General features: G+C 44.9%; 26 protein-coding genes and 1 pseudogene. 18 read left to right on the top strand and 9 right to left on the bottom strand.

All coding sequences use genetic code 11. The features are described from left to right. The first annotated feature begins 272 nt into the window (after positions 1–272). Positions 273–467 (top strand): hypothetical protein, encoded by a 195-nt coding sequence (locus QWY22_RS10970; protein WP_300980918.1) that lies wholly within the window; start codon positions 273–275, stop codon positions 465–467. 129 nt (positions 468–596) lie between these two features. Further along, positions 597–1,289: a DUF3885 domain-containing protein gene (locus QWY22_RS10965; protein ID WP_300980917.1), complete on the top strand. Its 693-nt coding sequence runs from the start codon at positions 597–599 to the stop codon at positions 1,287–1,289. A gap of 120 nt (positions 1,290–1,409) precedes the next feature. On the opposite strand, the gene QWY22_RS10960 is transcribed toward QWY22_RS10965, so the two are convergent. Beyond that, positions 1,410–1,859 carry a universal stress protein gene (locus QWY22_RS10960; RefSeq protein ID WP_300980916.1) on the bottom strand — a complete coding sequence of 150 codons (450 nt, stop codon included), beginning with the start codon at positions 1,857–1,859 and terminating at the stop codon, positions 1,410–1,412. A 293-nt stretch (positions 1,860–2,152) separates the two neighbouring features. Here QWY22_RS10960 and QWY22_RS10955 point away from each other — a divergent pair, with 293 nt between their 5' ends. The 7 genes from QWY22_RS10955 to QWY22_RS10925 all read left to right on the top strand — a co-directional run bounded on the left by QWY22_RS10955 (position 2,153) and on the right by QWY22_RS10925 (position 8,954). Next, entirely contained in the window at positions 2,153–2,701 is a 549-nt protein-coding gene (locus tag QWY22_RS10955; RefSeq protein WP_300980915.1) for an RNA polymerase sigma factor SigX, read from the top strand. After that, positions 2,698–3,834: a zf-HC2 domain-containing protein gene (locus QWY22_RS10950; protein ID WP_300980914.1), complete on the top strand. Its 1,137-nt coding sequence runs from the start codon at positions 2,698–2,700 to the stop codon at positions 3,832–3,834. Before QWY22_RS10955 ends, QWY22_RS10950 begins: the two co-directional genes overlap by 4 nt. A 64-nt stretch (positions 3,835–3,898) precedes the next feature. Beyond that, positions 3,899–4,834: an ABC transporter ATP-binding protein gene (locus QWY22_RS10945; RefSeq protein WP_300980913.1), complete on the top strand. Its 936-nt coding sequence runs from the start codon at positions 3,899–3,901 to the stop codon at positions 4,832–4,834. After that, positions 4,818–5,690 carry an ABC transporter permease subunit gene (locus QWY22_RS10940; RefSeq protein ID WP_300980912.1) on the top strand — a complete coding sequence of 291 codons (873 nt, stop codon included), beginning with the start codon at positions 4,818–4,820 and terminating at the stop codon, positions 5,688–5,690. Before QWY22_RS10945 ends, QWY22_RS10940 begins: the two co-directional genes overlap by 17 nt. 186 nt (positions 5,691–5,876) lie before the next feature. Next, on the top strand, positions 5,877–6,566 hold the full coding sequence (locus tag QWY22_RS10935; RefSeq protein WP_300980911.1) for a response regulator transcription factor: 690 nt from the start codon (positions 5,877–5,879) through the stop codon (positions 6,564–6,566). Further along, positions 6,563–7,804, top strand: a complete 1,242-nt coding sequence (locus QWY22_RS10930; RefSeq protein WP_300980910.1) for a sensor histidine kinase — start codon at positions 6,563–6,565, stop codon at positions 7,802–7,804. The genes QWY22_RS10935 and QWY22_RS10930 overlap by 4 nt, the downstream gene beginning before the upstream one ends. Before the next feature lie 133 nt (positions 7,805–7,937). Then, complete coding sequence (locus tag QWY22_RS10925) at positions 7,938–8,954, top strand: alpha/beta hydrolase (protein ID WP_300980909.1); 1,017 nt, start codon at positions 7,938–7,940, stop codon at positions 8,952–8,954. A 180-nt stretch (positions 8,955–9,134) separates the two neighbouring features. Here QWY22_RS10925 and QWY22_RS10920 read toward each other — a convergent pair whose 3' ends face one another. Beyond that, positions 9,135–9,425, bottom strand: a complete 291-nt coding sequence (locus QWY22_RS10920; RefSeq protein WP_300980908.1) for a hypothetical protein — start codon at positions 9,423–9,425, stop codon at positions 9,135–9,137. Positions 9,426–9,689: 264 nt separating this feature from the next. On the opposite strand from QWY22_RS10920, the gene QWY22_RS10915 reads away from it, so the two are divergent. Both QWY22_RS10915 and QWY22_RS10910 read left to right on the top strand, forming a co-directional pair. After that, positions 9,690–10,142 (top strand): hypothetical protein, encoded by a 453-nt coding sequence (locus tag QWY22_RS10915; protein WP_300980907.1) that lies wholly within the window; start codon positions 9,690–9,692, stop codon positions 10,140–10,142. 89 nt (positions 10,143–10,231) lie between these two features. Further along, positions 10,232–10,441, top strand: a pseudogene (locus QWY22_RS10910) (NUDIX domain-containing protein); the annotation flags it as partial. A gap of 188 nt (positions 10,442–10,629) precedes the next feature. Here the strand turns inward: QWY22_RS10910 and QWY22_RS10905 are convergent. Further along, complete coding sequence (locus QWY22_RS10905) at positions 10,630–11,172, bottom strand: hypothetical protein (protein ID WP_300980906.1); 543 nt, start codon at positions 11,170–11,172, stop codon at positions 10,630–10,632. Positions 11,173–11,289: 117 nt separating this feature from the next. On the opposite strand from QWY22_RS10905, the gene QWY22_RS10900 reads away from it, so the two are divergent. Both QWY22_RS10900 and QWY22_RS10895 read left to right on the top strand, forming a co-directional pair. Next, positions 11,290–11,697, top strand: coding sequence for a DUF4362 domain-containing protein (locus tag QWY22_RS10900; RefSeq protein ID WP_300980905.1), 408 nt, complete (start codon positions 11,290–11,292; stop codon positions 11,695–11,697). Positions 11,698–11,745: 48 nt separating this feature from the next. After that, the gene (locus QWY22_RS10895) at positions 11,746–12,150 is read left to right on the top strand and encodes a hypothetical protein (RefSeq protein WP_176294969.1); all 405 of its coding nucleotides are present in this window, start codon (positions 11,746–11,748) and stop codon (positions 12,148–12,150) included. A gap of 103 nt (positions 12,151–12,253) precedes the next feature. Here QWY22_RS10895 and QWY22_RS10890 read toward each other — a convergent pair whose 3' ends face one another. The 3 genes from QWY22_RS10890 to QWY22_RS10880 all read right to left on the bottom strand — a co-directional run bounded on the left by QWY22_RS10890 (position 12,254) and on the right by QWY22_RS10880 (position 15,947). Further along, positions 12,254–12,730: a DUF948 domain-containing protein gene (locus QWY22_RS10890; protein ID WP_051413692.1), complete on the bottom strand. Its 477-nt coding sequence runs from the start codon at positions 12,728–12,730 to the stop codon at positions 12,254–12,256. 199 nt (positions 12,731–12,929) lie between these two features. Further along, entirely contained in the window at positions 12,930–15,350 is a 2,421-nt protein-coding gene (locus QWY22_RS10885) for a PAS domain S-box protein (RefSeq protein ID WP_300980904.1), read from the bottom strand. Positions 15,351–15,614: 264 nt separating this feature from the next. Further along, positions 15,615–15,947 carry a four-helix bundle copper-binding protein gene (locus tag QWY22_RS10880; RefSeq protein ID WP_300980903.1) on the bottom strand — a complete coding sequence of 111 codons (333 nt, stop codon included), beginning with the start codon at positions 15,945–15,947 and terminating at the stop codon, positions 15,615–15,617. Positions 15,948–16,374: 427 nt separating this feature from the next. Here QWY22_RS10880 and QWY22_RS10875 point away from each other — a divergent pair, with 427 nt between their 5' ends. From QWY22_RS10875 to QWY22_RS10865, 3 genes are read left to right on the top strand one after another with little or no spacing between them, the layout of a single operon-like run. Next, the gene (locus tag QWY22_RS10875) at positions 16,375–16,674 is read left to right on the top strand and encodes a sigma-70 family RNA polymerase sigma factor (protein WP_300980902.1); all 300 of its coding nucleotides are present in this window, start codon (positions 16,375–16,377) and stop codon (positions 16,672–16,674) included. 7 nt (positions 16,675–16,681) lie between these two features. After that, positions 16,682–16,888, top strand: a complete 207-nt coding sequence (locus QWY22_RS10870) for a sigma factor-like helix-turn-helix DNA-binding protein (RefSeq protein ID WP_300980901.1) — start codon at positions 16,682–16,684, stop codon at positions 16,886–16,888. A gap of 13 nt (positions 16,889–16,901) precedes the next feature. Beyond that, a complete protein-coding gene (locus QWY22_RS10865) occupies positions 16,902–17,702 on the top strand; it encodes a S26 family signal peptidase (protein WP_300980900.1) in 801 nt (266 codons plus the stop codon). 239 nt (positions 17,703–17,941) lie between these two features. Here QWY22_RS10865 and QWY22_RS10860 read toward each other — a convergent pair whose 3' ends face one another. Further along, complete coding sequence (locus tag QWY22_RS10860) at positions 17,942–18,490, bottom strand: MFS transporter (RefSeq protein WP_300980899.1); 549 nt, start codon at positions 18,488–18,490, stop codon at positions 17,942–17,944. Next, positions 18,487–19,926, bottom strand: coding sequence for an FAD-binding oxidoreductase (locus QWY22_RS10855; protein WP_436836759.1), 1,440 nt, complete (start codon positions 19,924–19,926; stop codon positions 18,487–18,489). The genes QWY22_RS10860 and QWY22_RS10855 overlap by 4 nt, the downstream gene beginning before the upstream one ends. 85 nt (positions 19,927–20,011) lie before the next feature. Here QWY22_RS10855 and QWY22_RS10850 point away from each other — a divergent pair, with 85 nt between their 5' ends. Together QWY22_RS10850 and QWY22_RS10845 are read left to right on the top strand one after the other, a co-directional pair. Next, positions 20,012–20,497 (top strand): helix-turn-helix transcriptional regulator, encoded by a 486-nt coding sequence (locus tag QWY22_RS10850; RefSeq protein WP_300980897.1) that lies wholly within the window; start codon positions 20,012–20,014, stop codon positions 20,495–20,497. A gap of 52 nt (positions 20,498–20,549) precedes the next feature. Further along, positions 20,550–21,545 (top strand): 2-hydroxyacid dehydrogenase, encoded by a 996-nt coding sequence (locus QWY22_RS10845; RefSeq protein ID WP_300980896.1) that lies wholly within the window; start codon positions 20,550–20,552, stop codon positions 21,543–21,545. A gap of 158 nt (positions 21,546–21,703) precedes the next feature. On the opposite strand, the gene QWY22_RS10840 is transcribed toward QWY22_RS10845, so the two are convergent. Next, complete coding sequence (locus QWY22_RS10840) at positions 21,704–22,177, bottom strand: universal stress protein (RefSeq protein ID WP_300980895.1); 474 nt, start codon at positions 22,175–22,177, stop codon at positions 21,704–21,706. Between the last annotated feature and the right edge of the window lie 120 nt (positions 22,178–22,297).

The raw sequence follows: 22,297 nt of genomic DNA, 5'->3' as shown, positions 1-22,297 counted from the left end.
GGGAATTATTATGATAAGTTCAATCGGTGTTCCAGGGTACATTATTACCGCTATAGCCATTATTGGATTGGTTTTCCTGTTTCAGAAACTGTTTAGGCGATAAGAGGGAACGGCAAAAGAGAGATGTTAAATATGATATGGTGTTGTGTAAGGAGAATTGACAGCTTTTGCATAGAAAGAGAATGGTAAATTAAACTTTCTCATAGGTAGAAACTAATTGTCGAATGACTCTTAACGGCTTTCATTTTTTGCTGGATAAAGGAGGCCCCGGATTGGCCAACAAATTGTATAAACTCACAGCTAAATGTGATATAAAAATTGGAGAAGTCACTTACGAGGAAGGCAGTCAAATCCATACTTCTGTGACGCAGAATTTCCCGCTCGAATATTTTGAGTGTGTGGAGCAGGAGCCCTATATATCGTATAAGAAAAAGAAACACTTGCCCAAGCGCAGAAGGAAATTTTAATTTCCTTTAATGCAGAACCAGTTCTTCTTATTGGACTGCTGATTTCACTTAAAGCCATGCATCCTGCTAAAAGCCAAGCTTTATAGAGATGAAAACTGATTTTAAACTGAAGCTATTTGGAGGTCTTCGATGAAATATCCGTTACAGGACTTTTTAGATAGCTATTTCGACGGGTTAATCTTGAGCCCAGCCTTATTCTATTCCTGGAATCCGGGCATTCGTTTCGAGATTTCAGACCCTGCTCTTTCTGCTCATGATCCAAACTGTTTGGTCCAGGCACATCACCGGGCAATAACTTTGTTTAATGAAGTATTTGATGACAAAGACGAACTCTTGCTGGTGACTGACATTGTCGCCAGGCCAACAAGTTCCATTCTTCAACAGAAACCGCTCAATCTATACCGGAAATATGTAAAAGATAAACGAAATTTGTATCAACTGCAGCTAGAAACTTTTTCATATGGAGAGTATTTAGAAGAGGACCTTGATGAAGAGGATGCGATGGCCGTCCACCGCTTTAGTCTGAAATGCCAGAAAACCGATCTGCGCTTTGTCCAACTGCTTCAGGCCATCTGTTATGAAGATTTTAATCACCCGACGACAATTTTAAAGAATAATCCAGAAAGCGGGATTGAAGTTTATTTCATAAATCTGTCTAAGAAACTAATCTTTCATTTATACGATGACCGGGGTTGCGATGTTCTGGCGGCAGACCAGGAAAACATTCGCTTTTTGTATGAACAGTATAATAGCTGGATTCTGGACTACGACCGCCAAGAAATAGATGCCGTATTTCAAAGAGACTCACCTGGAATTCCCTGAATACAGTAAAAAGTAAAAGTCCGCATGCAGAGTTAAGCAGTTGCAAAACGACTCCAACCAGTGAATAAACTAAAAAACGGAATGCCTGGTTAATCGAGGCATTCCGTTTTGCGCTTTGAATTATTCTGTTTCCGGTCTGCGGACCACCAATACATCGCAGGAACTGTTTCGGACAATATGCAGTGATACGCTGCCCATTAAGTAACGCTCAAAAGCATTCATGCCTGTAGCACCGCAGACGATGAGATCCGCCTCGACCTTTTTGGCAGTATCGCGTGAAATTACTTTTTTGGGGGAACCGGGAGTGAGAAAGGTATTGACTTCTGAAACACCTGTCGCCTGAGCTTCTTGCTTGTAGCTGTCGAGCAGTTCTTTTCCATAATCATAAGCTTGTTCTTCAATATCCGGTTCGTGCAATTTGACGCCTGTAAACGAACGGGTATCCACTACATAAATCAGATTCAGGGCAGCTGCGTTGCGCTTGGCAATGCCGGTTGCTTTCTTGAACGCCCATTCCGCTTCATCCGATCCGTCAACAGCCACCAATATGTGTTTATACGCCAATGTCATGTTAAATTCCCCCTGTCATAAAAGCTTCATCGACGTATTTCTGTAAACAAAGACCAATCTCCTGCAGGGAATAAAATATATTCTAACCGATTGAAATTAAATTAAGAAGGAATAAATATTTATTGTAAATCAATAAACAATGTGATAAATTCAATGTAAAAGTTAGCGAGTTCTAAATCATCCCCCTTTCTGTTTCTTTTTTGAGGAAAAATAAAATAAATATCTCGTTAAATGTCACAAAATTCAGTAATATGGTGTCATTAAGGTAGGGGCTTTTCTGGAAGGAGGCATCAATGATGGAGGTGAAGGCGAATTTGTCCGACAGCCGAAGCAATTCGTCAGGCGAAGAATCGTTCCAGGAGTTATTCAAGCAGCATTATTCTCTGGTCGTCCGGAAAGCTCTGATCATTGTGAAAGAACAGGCCTTGGCGGAAGATATTGCCCAGGAAGTTTTTATGAAGCTGTACCATGCGGACCGGAAAGCGATTGAAAATATCCAGGGATGGCTGACAAAAGTGGCTGTTACCACCGCCTATAACCATATACGGACCGAAAAGCGCCATCATGCACGGGAAGAAAAGCAAAAGCGGTTTGGAAAAAATGCAATCGGGTCTGTTGAAGACCGCTACATGGCGCTCGAAGATATCCAGGAAGTCCAAAAGGTTTTGATGAAGTTATCCGAGCGGGATCGTGACATCCTGATTATGAAGTACTCAGGATACAGCTACGAAGAAATAGCCCAAAGCAATGGACTTGAAAAACTATCCATCGGCACCTTATTAGCGCGGGCAAAAAAGCGGTTTCGGGATTTTTATGCGGAAGAAAGGGGCGACGACCAATGACATGCCGGGATGTGGGAAGGCTGCAGGCTTATTTGGACGGAGAAGTCAGCCGCGAAGAAAAAAAGCAAATCATGAAGCATTTGGAAAACTGCCAAGCATGCCGCAGAAACATTCTCGAATTGCAGCAGCTGAATTCTTTTTTTGAAAAAAATTTAGAAGCGAACGAAGTTCCGCTTGATCTGGAAGTGGCCTGGGCACAGTTCGAAGAAAACCTGCAGCACGGCGGAAGCCGGAAGACGGCTGCCGTTCAAGAGATGAAAAACAGGAAGGGATGGAGTACCTTGAAATCGAAAACCAAACGTTTGCTTGTTTCAGGAGCGATTGCAGCCGCGTTGTTCAGCACACTTGCCCACCCGCAAGTCCGGGTAGAAGCGAACCAGTTTTTGTCGCTGTTCCGCGTGAACGATTTTGAAATCGTAACGCTGACGCAAAATGATCTTCAGGAAATCGAGTCGTGGGTCAGTGAAAACAAAGAAGGGACGCTCGACTTGAAGGACATCGGGCAGCTGGAAATGTCAAAATCCGCCGCTGAAGCCGCCTACTTTGAGTCTAAACAAGCGGCTGAAGCAGCCGGCCACGCGGTACCGGCATTAGGAGAATTTGAAGTGGAAGGGGTGAACGTGATGCCCGCTTCGACAATCACCTTTACGCTGAATGTCGAAAAAGCGAATCAGATGCTAAGCCAATTAGGATCTGACCAGCAATTTGACGCCTTGCTCGACGGCAAGCCGTTCTCGGTCGCAACTTCTGAAGCCGTTCACACCGATTACTCAATGAACGGCCAATACGTGTCGTATATGCACACCCAGTCACCCGAGATCACGGTGCCGGAAGGCGTATCGATCGAGCAGCTGAGAACGACGCTGCTGTCGCTTCCGTTTTTGCCTGAAAACGTGAAGACGCAGATTGCCGGCATCGACAATATCGAATCGACTTTGCCGATTCCGTATGCCCAAACAGAAGGATCGGAAATGACGGAAGTTAAAGTAGGCGATGGGGAAGGATTTGCTGTTGAAAGCGACGAGCATTCCTATATCGTTTGGCAGGCAAATGGCGAGATTCATACCATCTTTGCTGAAGGCAGTGTAAGCGCTGAAGAACTGATAGATTTAAGTGAACAAGTGAATGAATAAGAGAGAAAAGTTCAGAGTGGCTTCATCAAGCTCTGGGCTTTTCTTGCGACAGAGGGGGAAGAGGATGGACGTCATCCAGACGAATTCATTGACGAAAACTTATGATGGCAAAGGCGGCATCAAGGATGTGACTTTGTCGATCGGGGAAGGCATTGTCTACGGATTTTTAGGGCCGAACGGTTCAGGGAAAAGCACGTTCGTCCGGACGCTGCTTGGCTTGATGCAGCCGACAAGCGGTGAAGGCTTTATACTCGGCGAACCGATCGGCACGGTGAAATCGCGGGAACAAGTCGGCTATTTGCCGGAGCTGTTCCGCTATCCCGACTGGTTGACCGGCAAACAGCTGCTCGACGCCCATGCCGAACTGTGCAAAATACCGGTCCGAAACCGGAACAAACGCATACAGGAAGTGATAGAGCTTGTTGGCATGGCCGGGAAGGAAAAAGGGCGCATCAGTGGATTTTCAAAAGGGATGAGCCAGCGGATTGGCCTGGCCTGTGCCATCTTAAATGACCCGAAAGTGATTTTCCTGGATGAACCGACGTCAGCTCTAGATCCCATCGGACGAAAAGATGTCCGGGATCTGATGGTGTACTTGCGGGACCAGGGGAAGACCGTTTTTCTGAATAGCCATCTGCTGCAGGAAGTCGAATCCGTCTGCGACCATGTGTCAATTGTCCATGAAGGGGAAATGATTGTACAAGGACCGTGGCGGGAGCTCATGACAATCGAAGCCCAAGTGGAAGTGGTGACCGAAGGGGCACTGGCTGCACCTTTCCCGGCCTTTGTGGTGAATTACCAAAAAGGCAGCGAACAGGGAGGGCGGACGCGGTGGCTGTTCCAGCTTGAGCAGGAGCGGGATATTCCCAAAATCCTTCATTATTTGTCTGCCCAAAAGGTGAATGTCTTTGAAGCGAAACCGATCATTCCGCACCTGGAGGACGTGTTCATGCACTGGGTGAGTCACAAAAAGGAGAGCGCCTATGTGGACCATCGCTAAACTGACGATTCAGGAAATGGTAACAAAACGAATTTTTTTGATAACCGTCGTCATGACGCTCATCTTTCTGGCGCTTTACGGAATAGCCATTTATTTTGCCGGCCAGGAAGGCGCCGAAGAAGTGGGAAATAGCGGCCAAGGAACAGAAGTGTTTCTCATGCAGCAGTTTATCTCGTCGCAGCTGCTCGGAGTCGGCCTCTATTTTTCATCATTCATTACAGCGCTTCTGGCCATCATGTCCAGCGTCAGCTCGATTTCAGGAGAAGTGGCCAGCCACCAAATCGATACGTGGCTGATGCGGCCGATTGCCCGCTCCCAATTTGTGCTCGGCAAATTCATCGGATTGGCTTTTCTGCTGATTGCCTATGCCGCCAGTTTATTCTTTGCCATCATCCTGCTGCATCAAGGAATCGGAGCGGATTGGATGTCGCTGGACTTCCAGGCGCTGCAATTGATCAAAGCAGTTAGTGTATTCGTGATCCAGCCCTTTGTTTTAGTAGCGTTCGGCGTATTGTTGAGCACACGGATGTCGACGTTGAATGCCGGAATCATCTCAATCATTCTTTACGGTGCGGCTTTCATCGGCGGCTTTATCGAACAGTTCGGGGCAGTCATCGAAAAAGCGAGCCTCGTAAATATCGGCATTGTCATGAGCCTGGTGTTTCCGATCGATTCGATATACCGGAAAATGACCGTTTTTTTATTCGATACGACGGACAATCCGCTTTCCATGGCGCAAGGCGGCATGTTTACAAGCATCTCCGTGCCGGGCAATATCATGATTGGGTATGCGGTATTGTACGGCGCAGTCGCGGTGCTGTTTTCCATTTACAGCTTTAACAAGCGCGATGTGTAAATGAAAACCTTCCGGTGGTTGGTTATTGAAGTCATTTTTAAAGTTCGTAAAGGGATTTTTTCCTTTACGAATTTTTTTTTGCATAGGTGAAATAATAGAGGAATTGCTTTATATCGAGATATGTGAAACCATAGGAGTGAAAAATAATAGAATTACTAAACCAAAAAGGTTAAAGGGGTATGCGCAGTGGAACAACCTACAACCGTTTTAATCTGTGACGATAATGAAGCAGTTCATGAAAGCCTCCATGCTTATTTGGAAGCTGAAGGCATGATGAGTGTGTCGGTATACAACGGAAACCTGGCTTTGCAGCTATTAAGTGAGCAGCATTTCGATTTAGTGGTGCTGGATATCATGATGCCGGGCCTTTTTGGAACCGAAGTCTGCAAGGAAATCCGTAAAACGAGCGACATTCCCATTCTGATGCTGAGTGCAAGAAGCGAAGAAATGGACCGGATCATCGGTTTGGAAATCGGTGCGGATGATTATATTACGAAGCCGTTTTCTCCGCGTGAAGTGGTGGTGCGGATCAAGACAATCCTGAAGCGGGTTCAGCCGAAAAATAAAAATCTACACTATTTGAATGCAGGAAACTTGTCCATTGATGTATCGGGCTACGAAGTTAAGGTCAATGGGCAAGCTATCGAATTGACGGCAAAAGAGGTTGAGGTAATGGCATATCTGGTCAACCATAAGGGGAAAGTGATTAACCGGGAAGAGCTGCTCTATAAAGTATGGGGCTATGATTACACCGGCGATACACGGACTGTGGACACGATGATCAAGCGCATCCGCCAAAAAGTGGCGAAAGCCGCCCCCGACTTTTCCATTAAATCGGTGTACGGCGTCGGCTACAAATTTGAGGTGAACGAATGAAGCGGTTATTTTCAAGCAAGCTGTGGATTGCTTTTGTCATACTAGCCATCTTTATCTCCGGCCAATTGCTGGGAGCCTTTGCGATCAAGCATTACTTTATTCAGTCTAAAATTGAAGAGCTTCAGCCGCCCCTGACTTTGATCGGGGAAGAAGTGGCGAAAGGGGATAAAATCAGCCGAACAGACGATTTCCTGGTAAAAGCGTTCGATGTGCACGGCAAGGAAATGGGCGTTTACTCTGATGAAAAGGTGCCAACTTCTGATGATGCCAAAGTGAACAAGAAATTGGCATCTTATTTGCCCAAAATCATCAGCGGCAAAATGGCTGTTGAAATCCACGAAGTGCCAGGCTATTCGAAACGGGCCATCATCATTGGCCAGCCGATTGTCCAAGACGGCAAAGTGACTGGCGGCATTTTCTTATTAAAAGAAGCACGTGCCTATCAGGCAGCGCTGGATGGTTTTTACCTGGTGTTCTTCGTGACTTTGGCAATCGGAACAATCATCATTCTCGCTTTTCTTACTGTGTTCATTAAAGAGAAAAACGAGCTGGAGCAGATGCGAAAAGACTATGTCGCCAACATCAGCCATGAACTGAAAACGCCTCTTTCTTCAATTAAAGCATTAACAGAGACTTTGGCTGACCATGTCGTGACCGATCCACAAAAAATCGATCAATACTACAGCATCATTTTGAGGGAAAGTGCGCGCCTGGAGAAACTCATTGCCGATTTGCTGGAATTGTCGCGGCTGCAGCATAAGAAAGTGGCTTTTGACAAGTCGGTCGTGGATACAAAAGAAGTGATCAAAGAAGCTGCCGAACCTTTTGTCATTTTGGCAGATGAACTCGATCTCCATTTCCAGATTACCGAGCGGGCAAAAAACCTTCCGGAAACCTATTCGAACAAAGACCGGATTGTTCAGGTTTTGACGATTTTGCTGGACAATGCTTTTAAATTCACGCCTGAACAAGGCAAAGTGGTGATTGATGCCAAAACGACTGGAAGGAAGGCGGAAATTTTGGTGTCGGATAACGGGCAGGGCATTTCCAACGACATCCTCCCACATATATTCGGCCGCTTCAACAAAGAAGATCTGTCGCACACCAGCTCCGGCAGCGGGCTTGGGCTTTCCATTGCCTATGAAATTATGGAACAGCTGGGCGAAAAAATTAAAGTGGAAAGCAAAGGCGAATCGGGAACCACCTTTATCATTACCTTGAGACGGGCATCATATTGAATGACTTTTTATTGTTATACCAATGGCAGGAAAACGTGCGTTTTGCATCGTTTTTCTGCCATTTTTGTGCCACATTGTTTTGTTACGATCAATGTATCGAAAGATTAAACAAAACAAAAGGGAGTTGTATTGAGTGAAAAAATCATTGTACCCAATTATTTCAATGTCCCTCGCCGCTGCTTTACTGGCCGGCTGTTCAACGAGCACTTCTGAAGAATCCATGCTGGAAAGTGATGGAACAGTGGAAGCGTCTGAAACAGCACAAGCAAAAGATAGGAAGAAAGCTTCTTCTGATGGAGTGGATGCTTCCTCTATTGAAAATCAATTTTTAGATATTCCATATGCAAGTCTGTCCGAAGCCCAGCAACTTGATATTTATTTGCCGAATGAAGGAGAAGGGCCGTTCCCGGTTATTGTCGCTATCCACGGCGGCGGATTCAAGGAAGGAGATAAAACAGGAACTGACCTTGAGCCGATGCTTGAAGGCGTCAATCGTGGTTATGCAGTCGTAGCGGTCAATTACCGTCTGTCGCAAGAAGCCTTCTTCCCGGCTGCGATCAGCGATGTCAAAGCCGCAATTCGCCACGTGAAAGCAAATGCAGAAGAATACAACTTGAATCCTGACAAAATAGCTGCCTGGGGCGGCAGTGCCGGCGGGCATTTGGCAGCACTTGCTGGCACAAGCGGAGACAGTGGTGAGTTAAAAGGGAAAAATAGGGATAACATCAACTACACTTCGGGGGTGCAGGCAGTTGTCGATTGGTACGGCCAAATCGATTTCCTGAAAATTGATGAGCAATTTGCAGATTCTGGCATTACACCGAAGCTGGGTGAACGAAACGCTTCCGGCTCGCCGGAAAGTAAATACATGGGCCGCAGCCTTTTGGAGAAAATAGATGAAGTGAAAAAAGCAAATCCCGAAACGTACATCACCGAAAACGATCCGGCTTTCCTGATCCAGCATGGAACAGCAGACCCGAACGTACCGGTTCAGCAATCGGTCAATTTCGCTGAAAACCTGAAAGCTGTTTTGGGCGAGGGACAAGTGGAACTGTCCCTGTTTGAAGGGGCTGTACATGGTGGTGAACCGTTTACTACAGAAGAGAACCTGGAAGAAGTCTTCAGCTTCCTGGATGAAAAATTGAAATAGCATTCTGCGGATGGCCCATGCCATCCGCTTTTTGTTGGTTTTAGAGTCCAATACTCAACGATTCTAGACAGAGTTGCGAAGAGACTGAAGCGGCTAAAAAAGAAAGTAGCTTTTTGAGGAATAAAAAAATGACGGTTCCCGGGAACCGTCATTTTGTCTATTAGTAAATAAGTTATCGAACTACTCCCCTTGTGCGAAGTAGTCCTGAACAGCTTTTGAAACCTTTTTCAGTATTTCTGTTTTAGTCGATAAAGCATTGATGCGCACCGGCAGTATGTGTTCCGTTGCTGCTTGAGCTGGCGGATGGACAGTCAATAATACCTGGCAAGCTGTGTGTCCGGGATTACAAGGTGTAAGAAGGTCGACCGAGTAAAGGCCAGTCTCGATGATTCTTTTCTTATTTTCATGTAATTGATTTGAACTGGTGGCATAGCTCATGGTTGTTTGGCTGTTTTCGAGCAAAGGAGACATAATTCCACTCTTCTTTCTATGAGTTTCTAACTGTATCTAATTCTTTTCCCAAAAATAAAAGAAGTTAATCTTTGTACAGTCAATTAAAGGCTGTAGTTCTGCAGTAATGTGAAAGAACAAAGCGAATTTCTTTGAACCGCAATTAGTAGTTGTGTGTTTTACGATTAATATGTATTGTAAGATTAAGGAATTATTGGGTATAAAGATCTAGCGGTTTTCTATTCACTTTAGCACGTATTGATACTGGAAAAGGCGGAGAATGCAGTGAAAAAGAAAAAGGTTCTGATAGTAACCACCATAATGCTAGTTTTACTGGCACTTTATCTAGTGCTTGTTCAGCCGAAACTCGAAGCAGAGTACTCGTTTGCAGGATATGACGGGAAAGTAGTAATCCTGACAATCGGTAATGCAGGATTCCAAGACATCCATATTAGGGATATCCTCGTCAATAGCGTGGATAAACCCGAAATAGCCAAAATCCAACTTCAACAGGAACAAGAAGGCTTTGCCATAACTGAAACCTTTAACGACAGAGGATATACTTTTGCTAATTACGATGCGATGGCGATTGAACCTGGAACAGCCTCGAAAGGAAACGCGAAAAACTTGCCGTCACCTTACGGCTTAACGGTCAAAGACAGCACCACAATTCCGTCCGTCACAATCGTTTACGAATATCTGGAAAAAGAATTTAAAGAGACGGTAATAATAGATTGAGGCTTACTGGAAATTAGAAACAAAGGATTCGGATGCAAAGAAAACGGAAAGATTGCTGCTTATTAAGGAACGGCGGAGGAGACCTATATATGGATTACATTAAAAATCTAAGATCGATGGTTGGACATGAAAAAGTAATCATGGTTATAGCAGGGGCTTTTGTTTTTGATAAAGATAACCGGCTCCTCTTACAGCAACGGTCGGATACAGGCGAATGGGGACTGCCCGGCGGCTTTGCGGAGTTAGGCGAAAATTTTCATTACGCCGCCAGAAGAGAAGTTTTAGAAGAAACAGGGCTTTAACTGGGCAAGTTGGAGTTGTTTGGGATATATTCCACAATTAATAGGCACGCTGCAGGGAAGAGCAAGAGGGCTCGATCCTTCAGAATCCTGCCACCTCATCGCCTTTACAGAAAAGCAAGTGCTGCTTTATCAAATTTTAAATGAGGACGAATACAAATTTCTTTAGATAATGAATGGAGCGCCTACTAGAAATCCAGAATTTTTTTGTACCCTTCCGCAAACAAATTAAATCCCGAATTTCCCGGATTCGCTAATGGAACAAACGACAAATACTTGTCTTCATCTGAGGAGAAAACCGCTTTTAAAAGCCATTCTTCTTTAGTGACTTCGCCGTTCTGATAAACACGCATCTTGTGCTTTGATTTGTATTCCAAACCGTTCAACGGATTTTCCTTTTTGGCATAAAGCTGCAGGGCTGCTTCATCTTCTGCAGTTAAGGCTTCACCTGTTTCAATAACCGCATACCAACCGCTGAGTTCTTCATGGTTTCCTAAAGACTGCTCTACAACGTAGAAGCGATGATCGTTGTAAAAGCCGTAGTTTTTCGGTGTATGCAAAAACGCACCTTCTACCGGTCCAAAAATATGGAGACCATTGTCACGGACTGAATTTTCTACTAGTCTTTTGCTGGGTACGGGTTCATGGGACATTGCAAAAGAGTAGATGAAAAACAAAGAAAACAGCAAAAAGCATACAGCGAGCATTACAAAAAATATCCTTTTTCCCATAAATGAATTTCTCCTATTTTCTGTAAAGTGATTGCTTCTTTATCATATCAATAAAACCGCGCTTATCAATTTATTTTCAGCAGGTCAAGCGAAAATAGGAGGAGAGGAAGATCGAAGATGAAAAAGGCAGGGGTCATATTCTTGGCTTGTTTGTTGCTGTCCGGCTGCCAAAACGAGCATGATTCTTTTCCGGAAGAGGATACCGTTACAATAGCGAACTCAGGTGACAGGGAGAACTTTGATCGCCTGGAGCGTTTTTTGCAAAACTTTCAGCAACAGAACCCGGACCATATAAAAGTGATATTCTATACAACGGAAGGCGATCCAATCTACCAGGACCTTGAATTTGACGGCCAGGCAATCAAGTCCGTCTACGATTCAAGGGAAGATCAGTATGGCTCCGGGGAAGTCATCGAAACCATATGTGCAGAGTTTAAAGCTGTAGAAACAGGTGATAAACCGGATTATATTTTGACCGGATGCGAGAACAAGGACTATGAGACAGAGTTTATCCGGGTGCAATAACGGGTTATAAGCAGGAAATTCATCGTGTCGGGATGAATAGTTAGGAGAATGACAAAATTAACTCAACTATTGGATTTGGTGTATGGTATATTGGGGTTTGTGCTATCTTTGACACTAGGTGACCAACAACATTTGAAAGCGGGTAGTCTGATGAAATTTTGGAAATACATCGAACTTGATGACGGCATCGGCCAAGGTCTGACTGAAGAGGGCGTTCCTTTTTGGGAAGTGGAGATTCAAGGCTGGAACGATAATGAAACCTTTACCGATTTGACGAGTTTAGTGAAAATAACAGCGATCGATTCTCCTTACGATTCAGAAATCGAATTGAATGTTGAGTATAACCGACCGGAATTAGAGCACGACTTAATGATCGGCAAACTTGTCGACGAAGCAAAAATTGAATTGCAATCAGCTGTTTCGGCGTTCCGCCAGTCGGAAAGAAATCTCTGATTCCCAAGACCACAGCTCTATTTTTATTAACTGAAAATATACGTATCAGCGCATTCAAAAAGGCAGCCCTGGGGCTGCCTTTTTGAATGTGCTTGTTTTATTGTTATTGCGGGCGCTTGCCCGAAATAGGGATCAACAAATGGTCAGATTGGCTCTTTTTAGCAGCCTTGCGGTCCTGCCAGAAGTTGAGTAAACCGATGACGGTATCGCTCCACTGATCGGCCTGGGCCACGCTTTGTCTGTCGTTATCCACTCGTGACGCGATATTGACTGTCTGCGTCCGGACGGCTGAATTCAAATCGAGCACTGAATTTTTTGTGCCTTTAGCAGCGTCCACGAACACCGTAACTTTTTCGGATTTCACTTGCATGTCTTCTTTCAATTCATTTGCCGTATGCGACAGGCTCGAGGTTTCCAGTTTGAGCTTGTCCATGCGCCCTTTTAAATTGTCAGCTGAACCTTTGATTTCTTTCATCGGTTCTTTCATTCCTTTTATAAATAAGAAAACTCCGATTCCTGCAATGATTAGCCCCACCACAACTATTGCGAGTGCTATGTACCACCAAATAGCAGAGTCCATGCGATTTCCTCCTCCGTGTAATTGACGTCTCGGATATGCTATACCCGTTCTGCCGGCTTCAATAACCTGCAGGATTGCACAATTTCCTATGAGATGGCTATAAAAAGAGTAAGATAACTGCTTTTGAAGCAATCAAAGCGGCAACCGCTGAATTTAGGCAACTATAGAAAAGGAAGCAGCCAAAGAAAAGCCTTGCGCGTTACTTGTAAATTTTATAGTCGTCTTGCTCTGATTTTTTGGCTTCGTATAAAGCCATGTCCGCATATTTAATCAGTTGTTTTTCGTTTAGCGTGTGGCCAGGGTAAAGGGAAATGCCGATTCCTGCTCCTATTTTGATTTCAAAGCCATTGAAGACCAGCGGCGTTTCAAAGGACTTTAAAATCCGTTGTGCCATGTTTTCGGCTTCTTCTTCTGAATCCAGTTCAGGCATCACCACGCCCATTTCATCTCCGCCTAAGCGCGCCGCTGTATCAATCGGGCGGACACAAGCTTGGAGCCGTTTCGCCATTTCCTTGATGACAGCATCTCCTGCATCGTGGCCAAAGCGGTCATTGATTTGTTTGAATTTGCGTCCGTCGAGCATGAGGATGGCCACTTTTTTGCCGGAACGTTTGGCTTGGTCAATGGCTTTTTGCAGCTTGTCATCAAACGTTCTTCGGTTGGGGATGCCGGATAAATGATCGTAAAAAGCCATTTTCGCAATCTTATCCTGAAGCCTCTTTCGCTCTGTGATATCGCGGGCAATAGTGAATAAGCGTTTCACTTGCCCGTTTTCAATAACGGGAGTAGGGGAAACTTCCATCCAGATATAATGGCCGTCCTGATGCAAATAACGAATTTCAATAGTGGCCGGCTTTCCGCCGTCAACCAGCGATGTCACACTTTCCATTAAATCGAACGCATCTTCCGGATGGACATTCATCGTAAAGGGGCTGCCGATATAAACTTGGTCGGAATATCCCAATATTTTTTCGTTGGCGGGCGAGACGTATTCAATCAGTCCGGAGAGGTTGATCAAGGTGATGATGTCAAACGTGCTTTCGGTTATGATCTTGTATTTCTCCTGGCTTTTTTGCAGTTCCTTTTCGGCTTTTTTAAGTTCCGTCACATTTTTATAAATGATAGTGGCTCCAATGATGTCTTTCTCTGCATTTCGCACCGGGGTATAAGAAGAGATGATATTGAGCGGCCGTCCAGATTTTGTCATGCGGATGGTGTCATGAGAGTTTACCGTTTCACCGTTCAGAATTCTTTCGACAATCTCGAATTGGTCTTTGACCATGTGCGGCGGAATAATAGTGCCTTTGCCCGAAACCATTTCTTCTTCCGTAAAACCGAAGATTTCCTCAAATGCCGGGTTTACTTTCAGAATATCGCCTTTTGTATCAATATAAAAAATAGGATCCGTGGAATTTTTCCAGAACACTTCGAGCTCTTCTTTCGTTTCAGTCAATGCTTTTTGGGCACGGTTCATCTCCGTCACATCGGTGACGATGCCGTGTAATCCAACCAATTGCTCATCGACTATGATCGGTATGTTCATCGCTTGAAGGTCGATCAGCTCGCCGTTTTTATGGCGAAAAGCCATTTCGAAACGTTCCGGCTGCTTATTATGAATCGTTTTGTAGAAATGGTGCTTTATTTTTTCCATTTCAGACTGCAGCAGGATCGGCTTAAAGGACTGCACCAGCATTTCTTCCATTAAATAGCCGGTAATTTGTTCTGCACCGGCATTCCCGCTTTTTAAAATGCCGTTTCGATCAAATGTGAAAATGCCGTGCGGATGGTTGTCAAACAAGGACTTGTACCGTTGTTCGCTTTCCCTTAGAAGACGCTCCATTTCTTTTTGTTCGGTAATATCTTTAGCAATGGCATAGACGCCGATTACGCTTCCATCAATCATAATGGGAATGGTGTTGACGTAAAATTGCAGCAGCTGTTCTGTTTTTGTGTAAACAGCTGTTTCAAATTCAACGGAACTGCCTTCCAGCGCTTTGTCAAAATGCCATAACGTATTTTCCAGGCAAGACTCGTGCACCAAGCCGACAATGGATTTGCCGAGCAGTTCTTCTTCGCTGAAGCCAATGGCCTCGGTCACCATCGGATTGCTGCGGATGAAAATTTTATTGTGGTCAAACTCAAATACCGCATTCGCATTGTTTTCGATTAGCGAATTCAATCTTTTTCGTTCAATTTCAATTTCTCTCTGCGTTCTTTGCAGCGCCCGTTCTTTTAGTTCCCGTTCCGTAGCATCTCTGATGACAGCGAGTATGTAGCGGCATTCCCCGTTTTCTGCAATGATCGGATTCAATACGGTCTCGCCGATAAACTCACCGTGTTCCGTCTCAATTCCTTCCATAAATTCTATCGATCTCTTTGTGGATTGGGCTTTCTGATGGAAGTGAATGACATTGCGGCTTTGCTCCGGCGACAGCACTTCTTCGATGCGTTTGCCAATAAGATCCTGTGTTGGCATAAGTGCCAAAGCGGATGGATTTACATAAGTATAGCGAAAGGAATCAGCGTCTTTCTCCATCAAAAAAACTGGGTCTTTGATCAAGTCAAAAAGAGCGGTAGAAGCCAGAATATGCTGGCCTTTTTCTTCTGAAAAGTACTTCATAACTAAAGATCTCCCTTCGGTAAATAAAGCGTGGCGGTCTAATGGAAAAACACGAAAAATGATCAATTGCTAATTTGCGAATAAAATAGAAAAGGCATATATTACCATGTATCTTTAGTTTATCCGATTCGCTATGAGGAAGATAGTAAGTTATGAAAAAAATTTGAGAAGTGGGATAAAGTTTAAGTTCTCAGGCATTTTTAGATGCGTGGAGAAAATAGAAAAGACCCGCTGGAAGAACTTCTTCCAGCGGGCCTATTGGAGCTACGCGATATTGCGGCAAGCTTCTGCACATTTGCGGCAAGCCTCCGCACACTGTTTGCAATGGTCGTGGTGGTCTGCGTGCTTCGCACATTCGTCGCCGCATGCATCACAAATTGCAGCGCATACTCTGGCCAGTTCCGTTACAAACGGTGAATTTCTGGAAATTGTCTGTTCCAAAAAGGCGCAGATCTCTGCACATTCCCGGTCCAAGCGGATGCACTGAACCATCATTTTCACGTCTTCCTCCTGCAGGCAAGCGTCAAAACAGTGGTTGCACGCCGCAACGCACTCGTGCAAAATTTGGATGAGTTCCTGATGCTGATCATGAGCCATATTAAAACCTCCATTTTTTAGTTTTCTTTAATACCTCTTCCCGTTTGCCCTTCCGTTAAACGAAAAACGCCAAACTGCATATTTGGGGCGGCTCTTAAAGGGGGCATTGTATTTTTATGATTTTTTTCTGTTGGCGTCATTACGCTATGAGGGAGTGATCCGTCCGGCAATTGGTGCTGTTTTCAGGAGTCGGAGTATAGTGATCATCGCTATTAATACGAGGCTTTTGAAGGCTTAAAGAGAAGCGGAAAAGAAACGCAAATTCTTTAAAATAAAATATATGCTTACATGATTAAAGGAATGAAACTTTGTAAAAAGCTTCTTTTTTACTTTTATAAATGACTATACGTGAAGTGGAATTTTAAAATGAAACTATTCCTAAAAATCTTACGTCTACGAAGTATAAAGAAAAGGGGAGGATGGGACTGTGGCTAGAGACATACGCGAATCTGAAATAAGCGATGAGCAGATGGAAAAGATTATGGACAACTGCGGCGAAGAATTGATTCGCCTGGCTTATTTTTACGTCAAGGATTGGCAGGCTGCCGAGGACATTGTGCAGGAAGTCTTCCTATCTTATTATCAAAAGTCCCATCAGTTTGATAAGCGATCCTCCCTGAGAACGTACCTTTCCAAAATAACCATCAATAAATGCCATGACCATTTGAGAAGCTGGAAAAATAAGCGGGCTTTATTCACGGATGCTGTCAGGAAGAAAGTCTCATGAAGAAAATGTGGAAGTCCGAGCGGAACAAGCCAATTTAACAAGAAAAGTATTGGGGCTTCCAATTAAATACCGGGAAGCCGTCCTTCTATACTATTACCAGGAATTCGCGACGAAAGAAATCAGCCGGTTGCTGAACTGCCCGGAGAACACAGTCAAAACGAGGTTGAGAAGAGCGAAGAAGCTGTTGAAAGACCAAGTCGATGCAAGCGAATAGGAGGGGTTTCAGGATGAACAAGCTTAAGCGAGAGATGGATGCGTTTATCGGAAGCAATCCCCGGTTCAAGGAGTCCTTGAAACAAAAGATAAGAATGGAAATCAAAAATGTTAATCAGGTAGAAGCTTCTTCTAAAAGAAAGAGCCCCATTAAATACGTCGCCGTCTTTGTGCTTCTCCTGTCAGCTATCAGCGTATTTTTAGTGCTGAATTTGAATAAAGGTGAGCCTGAACCGCAAAATACAAATTTCGGCCAGCCGGAAACTGCTGTCCTGACGGATCTCGGCACGGAGACAGAAATTGCTTTTTTTACGGAATACGATACGCCGATGGAAATCCTGAACTTTAAGTATGATGCGATGGACCGGGGGAATCATGAATACACTGTTTATCCTTTATTGATTGATCCGCAAGCTTATGAAGACAAATCCGTTTCCAGAGGAGATGTGATTGTCTATAAAATGGAAGCATTTGATGGGAAAAAGAAGACCGTCTCCCGAATAATCGGGCTTCCGGGGGAAACAATCGAAATCAAGGAAGGGCAAGTCTATGTCGATGGCCAGCGGCTGGATACTTTTTATGGCAAGGCAAATCGGATGGGCATCGGGTCTCTTGAGGAATACGTCGCCGCCCTGAAAGCGCAAGGGGCTGAACAGAATGTCGGATCGATGAAAGAAATCTTTTCACAGACGACACCTGCATTCCGACTGGCTGAAGATGAAGTGTTTGTCGCGGGCGATGATTGGTTTAGAGGCAGCCAGGAAACGCTTCTGCTTTCTGAAATTGAAGGAGAAGTAATGGGGTATGTAAAATGAGCTAGTGGATTCGAACCACTGTTAAAAAAGGAGGGACTTGGCTGCAAGTTCCTCCTTTTTTAATATGCCGGCACTTCTTATTATTAGCCAATTTTCGCTTATGAATCGTATTTTCGGCGTTACTGATCGTATTTCGGTGACATCTGGTCGTAAATTTGCGACTGCTGGTCGTATTTCAGAAACTTCTGGTCGTATTTCTAAAAATCGAGGCGATTGACAACGCTGAGTATGAAGAAAACTCAAATTTCCGCTCCAGTTTCCTTCAATTTCATTAACTGTATCCCACTCCAGGCGTAGACAAGAGAAGCAATGTAAAAAATCGTGGCAATCGTCAGGAAGTCGACGAGGTATCCGGTGCCAATCACTGCAATGGCTGCCGCAATGGACGTCCATACATGATAGCGTCCGATTTGGGTGCCGGCCAATTCTTTTGTTACATAGCGCGCCAGTACGGTTTTTTCTGAGTTTTTTTGGACTGCCCCAAGTACGCCCATCAGCACCTGCAGGATGTAGACATGATAAACTTCAGTGGCCAAAGGGAAACAAAGGAGAAGGATTGCCATTCCCCAGGAATAGATATTTAACAAAGTCTTGTCGCCGACGCGGTCTGCGTATTTCCCAATCAGCGGATAGCACAGCGCCGCTGTCAGCGCAAACAGCCCATAGGCCCAGCCGAATTGTGCGTAGCTGTTTCCGACATTTTTGATTAGCAGAATATAAAACGGGAAAATCATGCTGGACGCCATGCCGATGGTGCCTTGATAATAGATGAAACGTTTATAATTCATGGCCGATACTCCTCATAAAACAGATTTTTGAAACGGTGGTCCGGATCGTAGCGGTCTTTCAGCTCGAAGAATTCATCGGTTCTCGGATACGCTTTCTGCATTTGCGCTTTGGTCGGATAGCCGAAATAAGGCAAATAATAACTGCCGCGATGGGCGAGTGTTACATCAATCATTTCCTGCACGATTTCCCGAGTATCTGCCACACTTTCCGGGTCGGTTCCTTGGTTGATGAGCAGCACCAAAGAAAACATATCTTCTTTGGCATACGACAAAACGGCATTGTCATTTTTGCCGACGTAGCGGACGGTGACATTCAATAGGTTGAAATCAGGATGGGCTTCCAAAATGGCTTTCAGTTCGGGAATATACGATTCAAATTCATCGACGGGAACGAAATATTCCTGAAGCACTTCCGTTTTCCGGCTATTGTCGTATTCCATGAATTCCGAGTCTGATCGCATGACGTTGTTTCTTGAAACGTGCTTCCCGTCTATCCCTTCCGTATACGTTTTCTGGGTCTTCCAAAATGTTTCTTTTCCGGCATCATTGATGCGTGACAGTCCGAGGAAAAACTTCGGCACCGCCACGAGGTTTTCCGTTTTCAACTGGTTGTGCTCAGGAAGCTTGCTTTGGTCCGGAGCCGTCTCATACGTGATGGCATACATTTCTTCCAGCAGCGATTCCGGTGCAATGGAAAGCCGGGCCAAATGCATTTTGGCTTCCGGATTCCCTTTCACTTGTTCTTTGAAATATGCCGGATAATCCCGGAAATCCATGCTTTGGGTTTCCGTGACATACAGCTCGTCTTCGGTAAGCTTTAAAGTCACATCCATAATGATGCCAAACAAGCCATATCCGCTAATCACTGCATAAAACAGCTCTTTATTTTCTGTCGGGCTCAAGTTCCGGATCTCTCCGTCGGCAGTCAGAACGCGCATCGACAATACCGTATCCGACAAGCCGCCGTGGCGGATGTCCAGGCCATGGGCATTGACGCTCAAGGAGCCGCCGACGGTAAAAATGTTTTGCGACTGGCTGACTTTCAGCGACAGGCCATACGGATTGACCGCTTCCTGAATATCCGCCCATGTGGCTCCACTTTGAACGGTTACTGTCTTGGCGTCTTCATTGACTTCGAGTATTTGATTGTACGGCTTCATATCGACCATGATGCCATCGGGATACACCGTCTGCCCGCCTTGGCTGTGCTGCATGCCGGCAATGGTAAGAATGTCTCCTTTTTGGTTTGCATTTTCCACAAGCTGCTGCAGTTCCATTTCGTCTGTCCCTGGTTTTACCGTTTTGATTTTGATGGGCAAGAGCCGCTGGTGCACTTCTGCAGTGGTATCATGGAGATGAGCGGAATAGAAGTATCCCGATAAGCACAAAATAAAGAAGTATAATAAAACCATCCCGATTTTTTTCATCGCTTTCACACCCTTTCATCGCATGAAGTGTATTCATATGTTATATTTAGTGTAATATTACACTATTGGTGAAAATTAAACTAGAGGTGTTTGAATGAATCAACAAGAATTAATTGAAGTTGTATCGCAAAAGATGCGATTGATCCGGCTGGAAAATGAATTTTCACAAGAAGAAATGTCGAAAATTTTGGGTCTCTCCAAAAAGACATTGATTCAAATTGAAAAAGGCAGAGCCGAAGCGAGCTGGAATGTAGCGGTAACGTGTGTGGCGTTATTTGAGCAAAGTGAAATTCTGCAGAACGGTTTAGGGGATGACCCGTTGGAAGTGGTCCGGTTGGTAACGTTCAACAACATCGAACAGGCTTCCACTAAGACGATGGGCGGGAAGGTTTGGTGGAAAGAACTTGAAAAAAGGGGAGCGTACAAGCTGCAGCAGAATGTGGTGAGCCAGCATTTCCGGATTATCGATGAGGCCAATTACCGCTGTTTCAGTTCGTTTGATGAGGAAGAAGCGAAGCTGCATTTAAATACGCTGGAGCGAAAAGCAAAGGATTTAGGCTTGAAGAAATCTTCAAATTGAAAAAGATGAATGAACTCAACTATTCTTCAACACAAGCGAAGGAGGAATTCAATTGAAACCAAAAGTATTCATTGCAAGGCCGGTGCCGCCGGCAGTAGAAGCCTATATAGCCGAATACTGCGACTACAAAATCTGGGACAAACAAGAACGCATTCCGAACACTGTGTTGCTGGAAGAAGCGAAAAGCGTGGATGGCCTGCTAGTCCAGAATCCGCCGATTACCCGTGAATTTCTTGCACAAGTGCCGCAGGTGAAAATCATCAGCAATACATCGGTCGGGTATGATTCGTTTGATGTGGAAGCGATGAAAGAATTCAGCGTAATCGGTACGCATACGCCATTTGTACTGGACGAAACAGTGGCTGATCTGGTCTTTGCGCTCATCCTGTCAGCCGCAAGACGAGTATCGGAAATGGACAGTTTTGTAAAACAAGGGAAGTGGACCAAAGACACAAAGCCGAAGGAATTGTTTGGAGTAGATGTACATCATGCCACGCTGGGGATTGTCGGAATGGGGCGCATTGGGGAGAAAATCGTCAGAAGAGCCGTCCATGGGTTTGAAATGAATGTCCTTTTCCACGCGACGACGCCAAAACCGGAGCTTGAAGAAAAATACGGCATCCGCTACAGCCCGTTGGACGAGCTGCTGGAAAAATCCGATTTTGTCGTATTGATTGTCCCGTTGACCGAGTCGACTCGTCGTCTATTGGGGGCGGAGCAGTTCCGCCGGATGAAACCCACAGCCTATTTAATCAATGCCGCAAGAGGAGCCGTGGTAGACGAACAGGCTTTAATCGATGCACTGGAAGCGGGAGAAATTGCCGGTGCGGCACTCGATGTGTTTGAACAGGAGCCGGTCGACCCGGGAAATCCGTTGTTGAAGATGAAGCAAGTGACGGCAGTGCCGCATATTGGTTCAGCGACGGCCAAAACCCGCGAGGCGATGGTCATGAAAGCTGCTGAAAATTTGGTGGCCGGAGTAACAGGTGGCATTCCGGAAAATGTGATGAAAGAATTGAAAGAGCTGGTGGATACGAAGAGCGAATGATAGTATGGTTCATCTAGCTTTCTCTGTAAGGAACGGTTTTGATAGTAGAGAATGAAAAAACACCTTTTGTTGGTTTAAAGGAATTGCGTTTCCTTTATTCAACGAAAGGTGTTTATTTTTATGGAGCTGTTGGCTTCTTATGGCATTCAGTGCTGCAGTTAAGCTCTTTCTGCTTCTGCCGCGTCTTCTGTGTCGCCTGTCCGGACTACAAGAACATCGCAATGGCTGCTGCGGACGATGTGTTGGGATACACTTCCCATCAAATATCGTTCCACGGCATTTAAGCCTTGGGCCCCGCAGACGATTAAATCCGCTTCCACCCGTTTTGCGTAGTCGCGTGAGATGACTTTATACGGCGATCCGGCAGCAATAAACACATTTACTTCTGGGATGCCTGCATCTAGCGCATTTCTTTTGTAGCGTTCGAGCAGTTCCTTCCCGTGATCGAAAACCCGGTCATCAACATCTGGAACACGCTTCGTCATTGCGGAATACGAACGGGTATCGACGACGTAGATTAAATTCAATACGGACTTGTTTCGAAGCGCAATTTCCACAGCCTTCTTGAATGCCCATGCAGCTTCATCTGACCCATCCACTGCTGCCAAAATTTGTTTATACGCAAAATCCACTTTTATCTCCTCCTATAGTTTGTCTTCTTATTGTGTAAAATTCTCTACAACGGGAATGGATTCCTGCAGAGAAGAGGAAAGATTTTTGAATTATCAGTATAATTAAAAGGCGGCAGTTTT

This window comes from Planococcus liqunii (genome assembly GCF_030413595.1).
GTDB classification, from domain to species: domain Bacteria; phylum Bacillota; class Bacilli; order Bacillales_A; family Planococcaceae; genus Planococcus; species Planococcus liqunii.
This window is presented reverse-complemented; position numbering and strand designations above follow the sequence as displayed.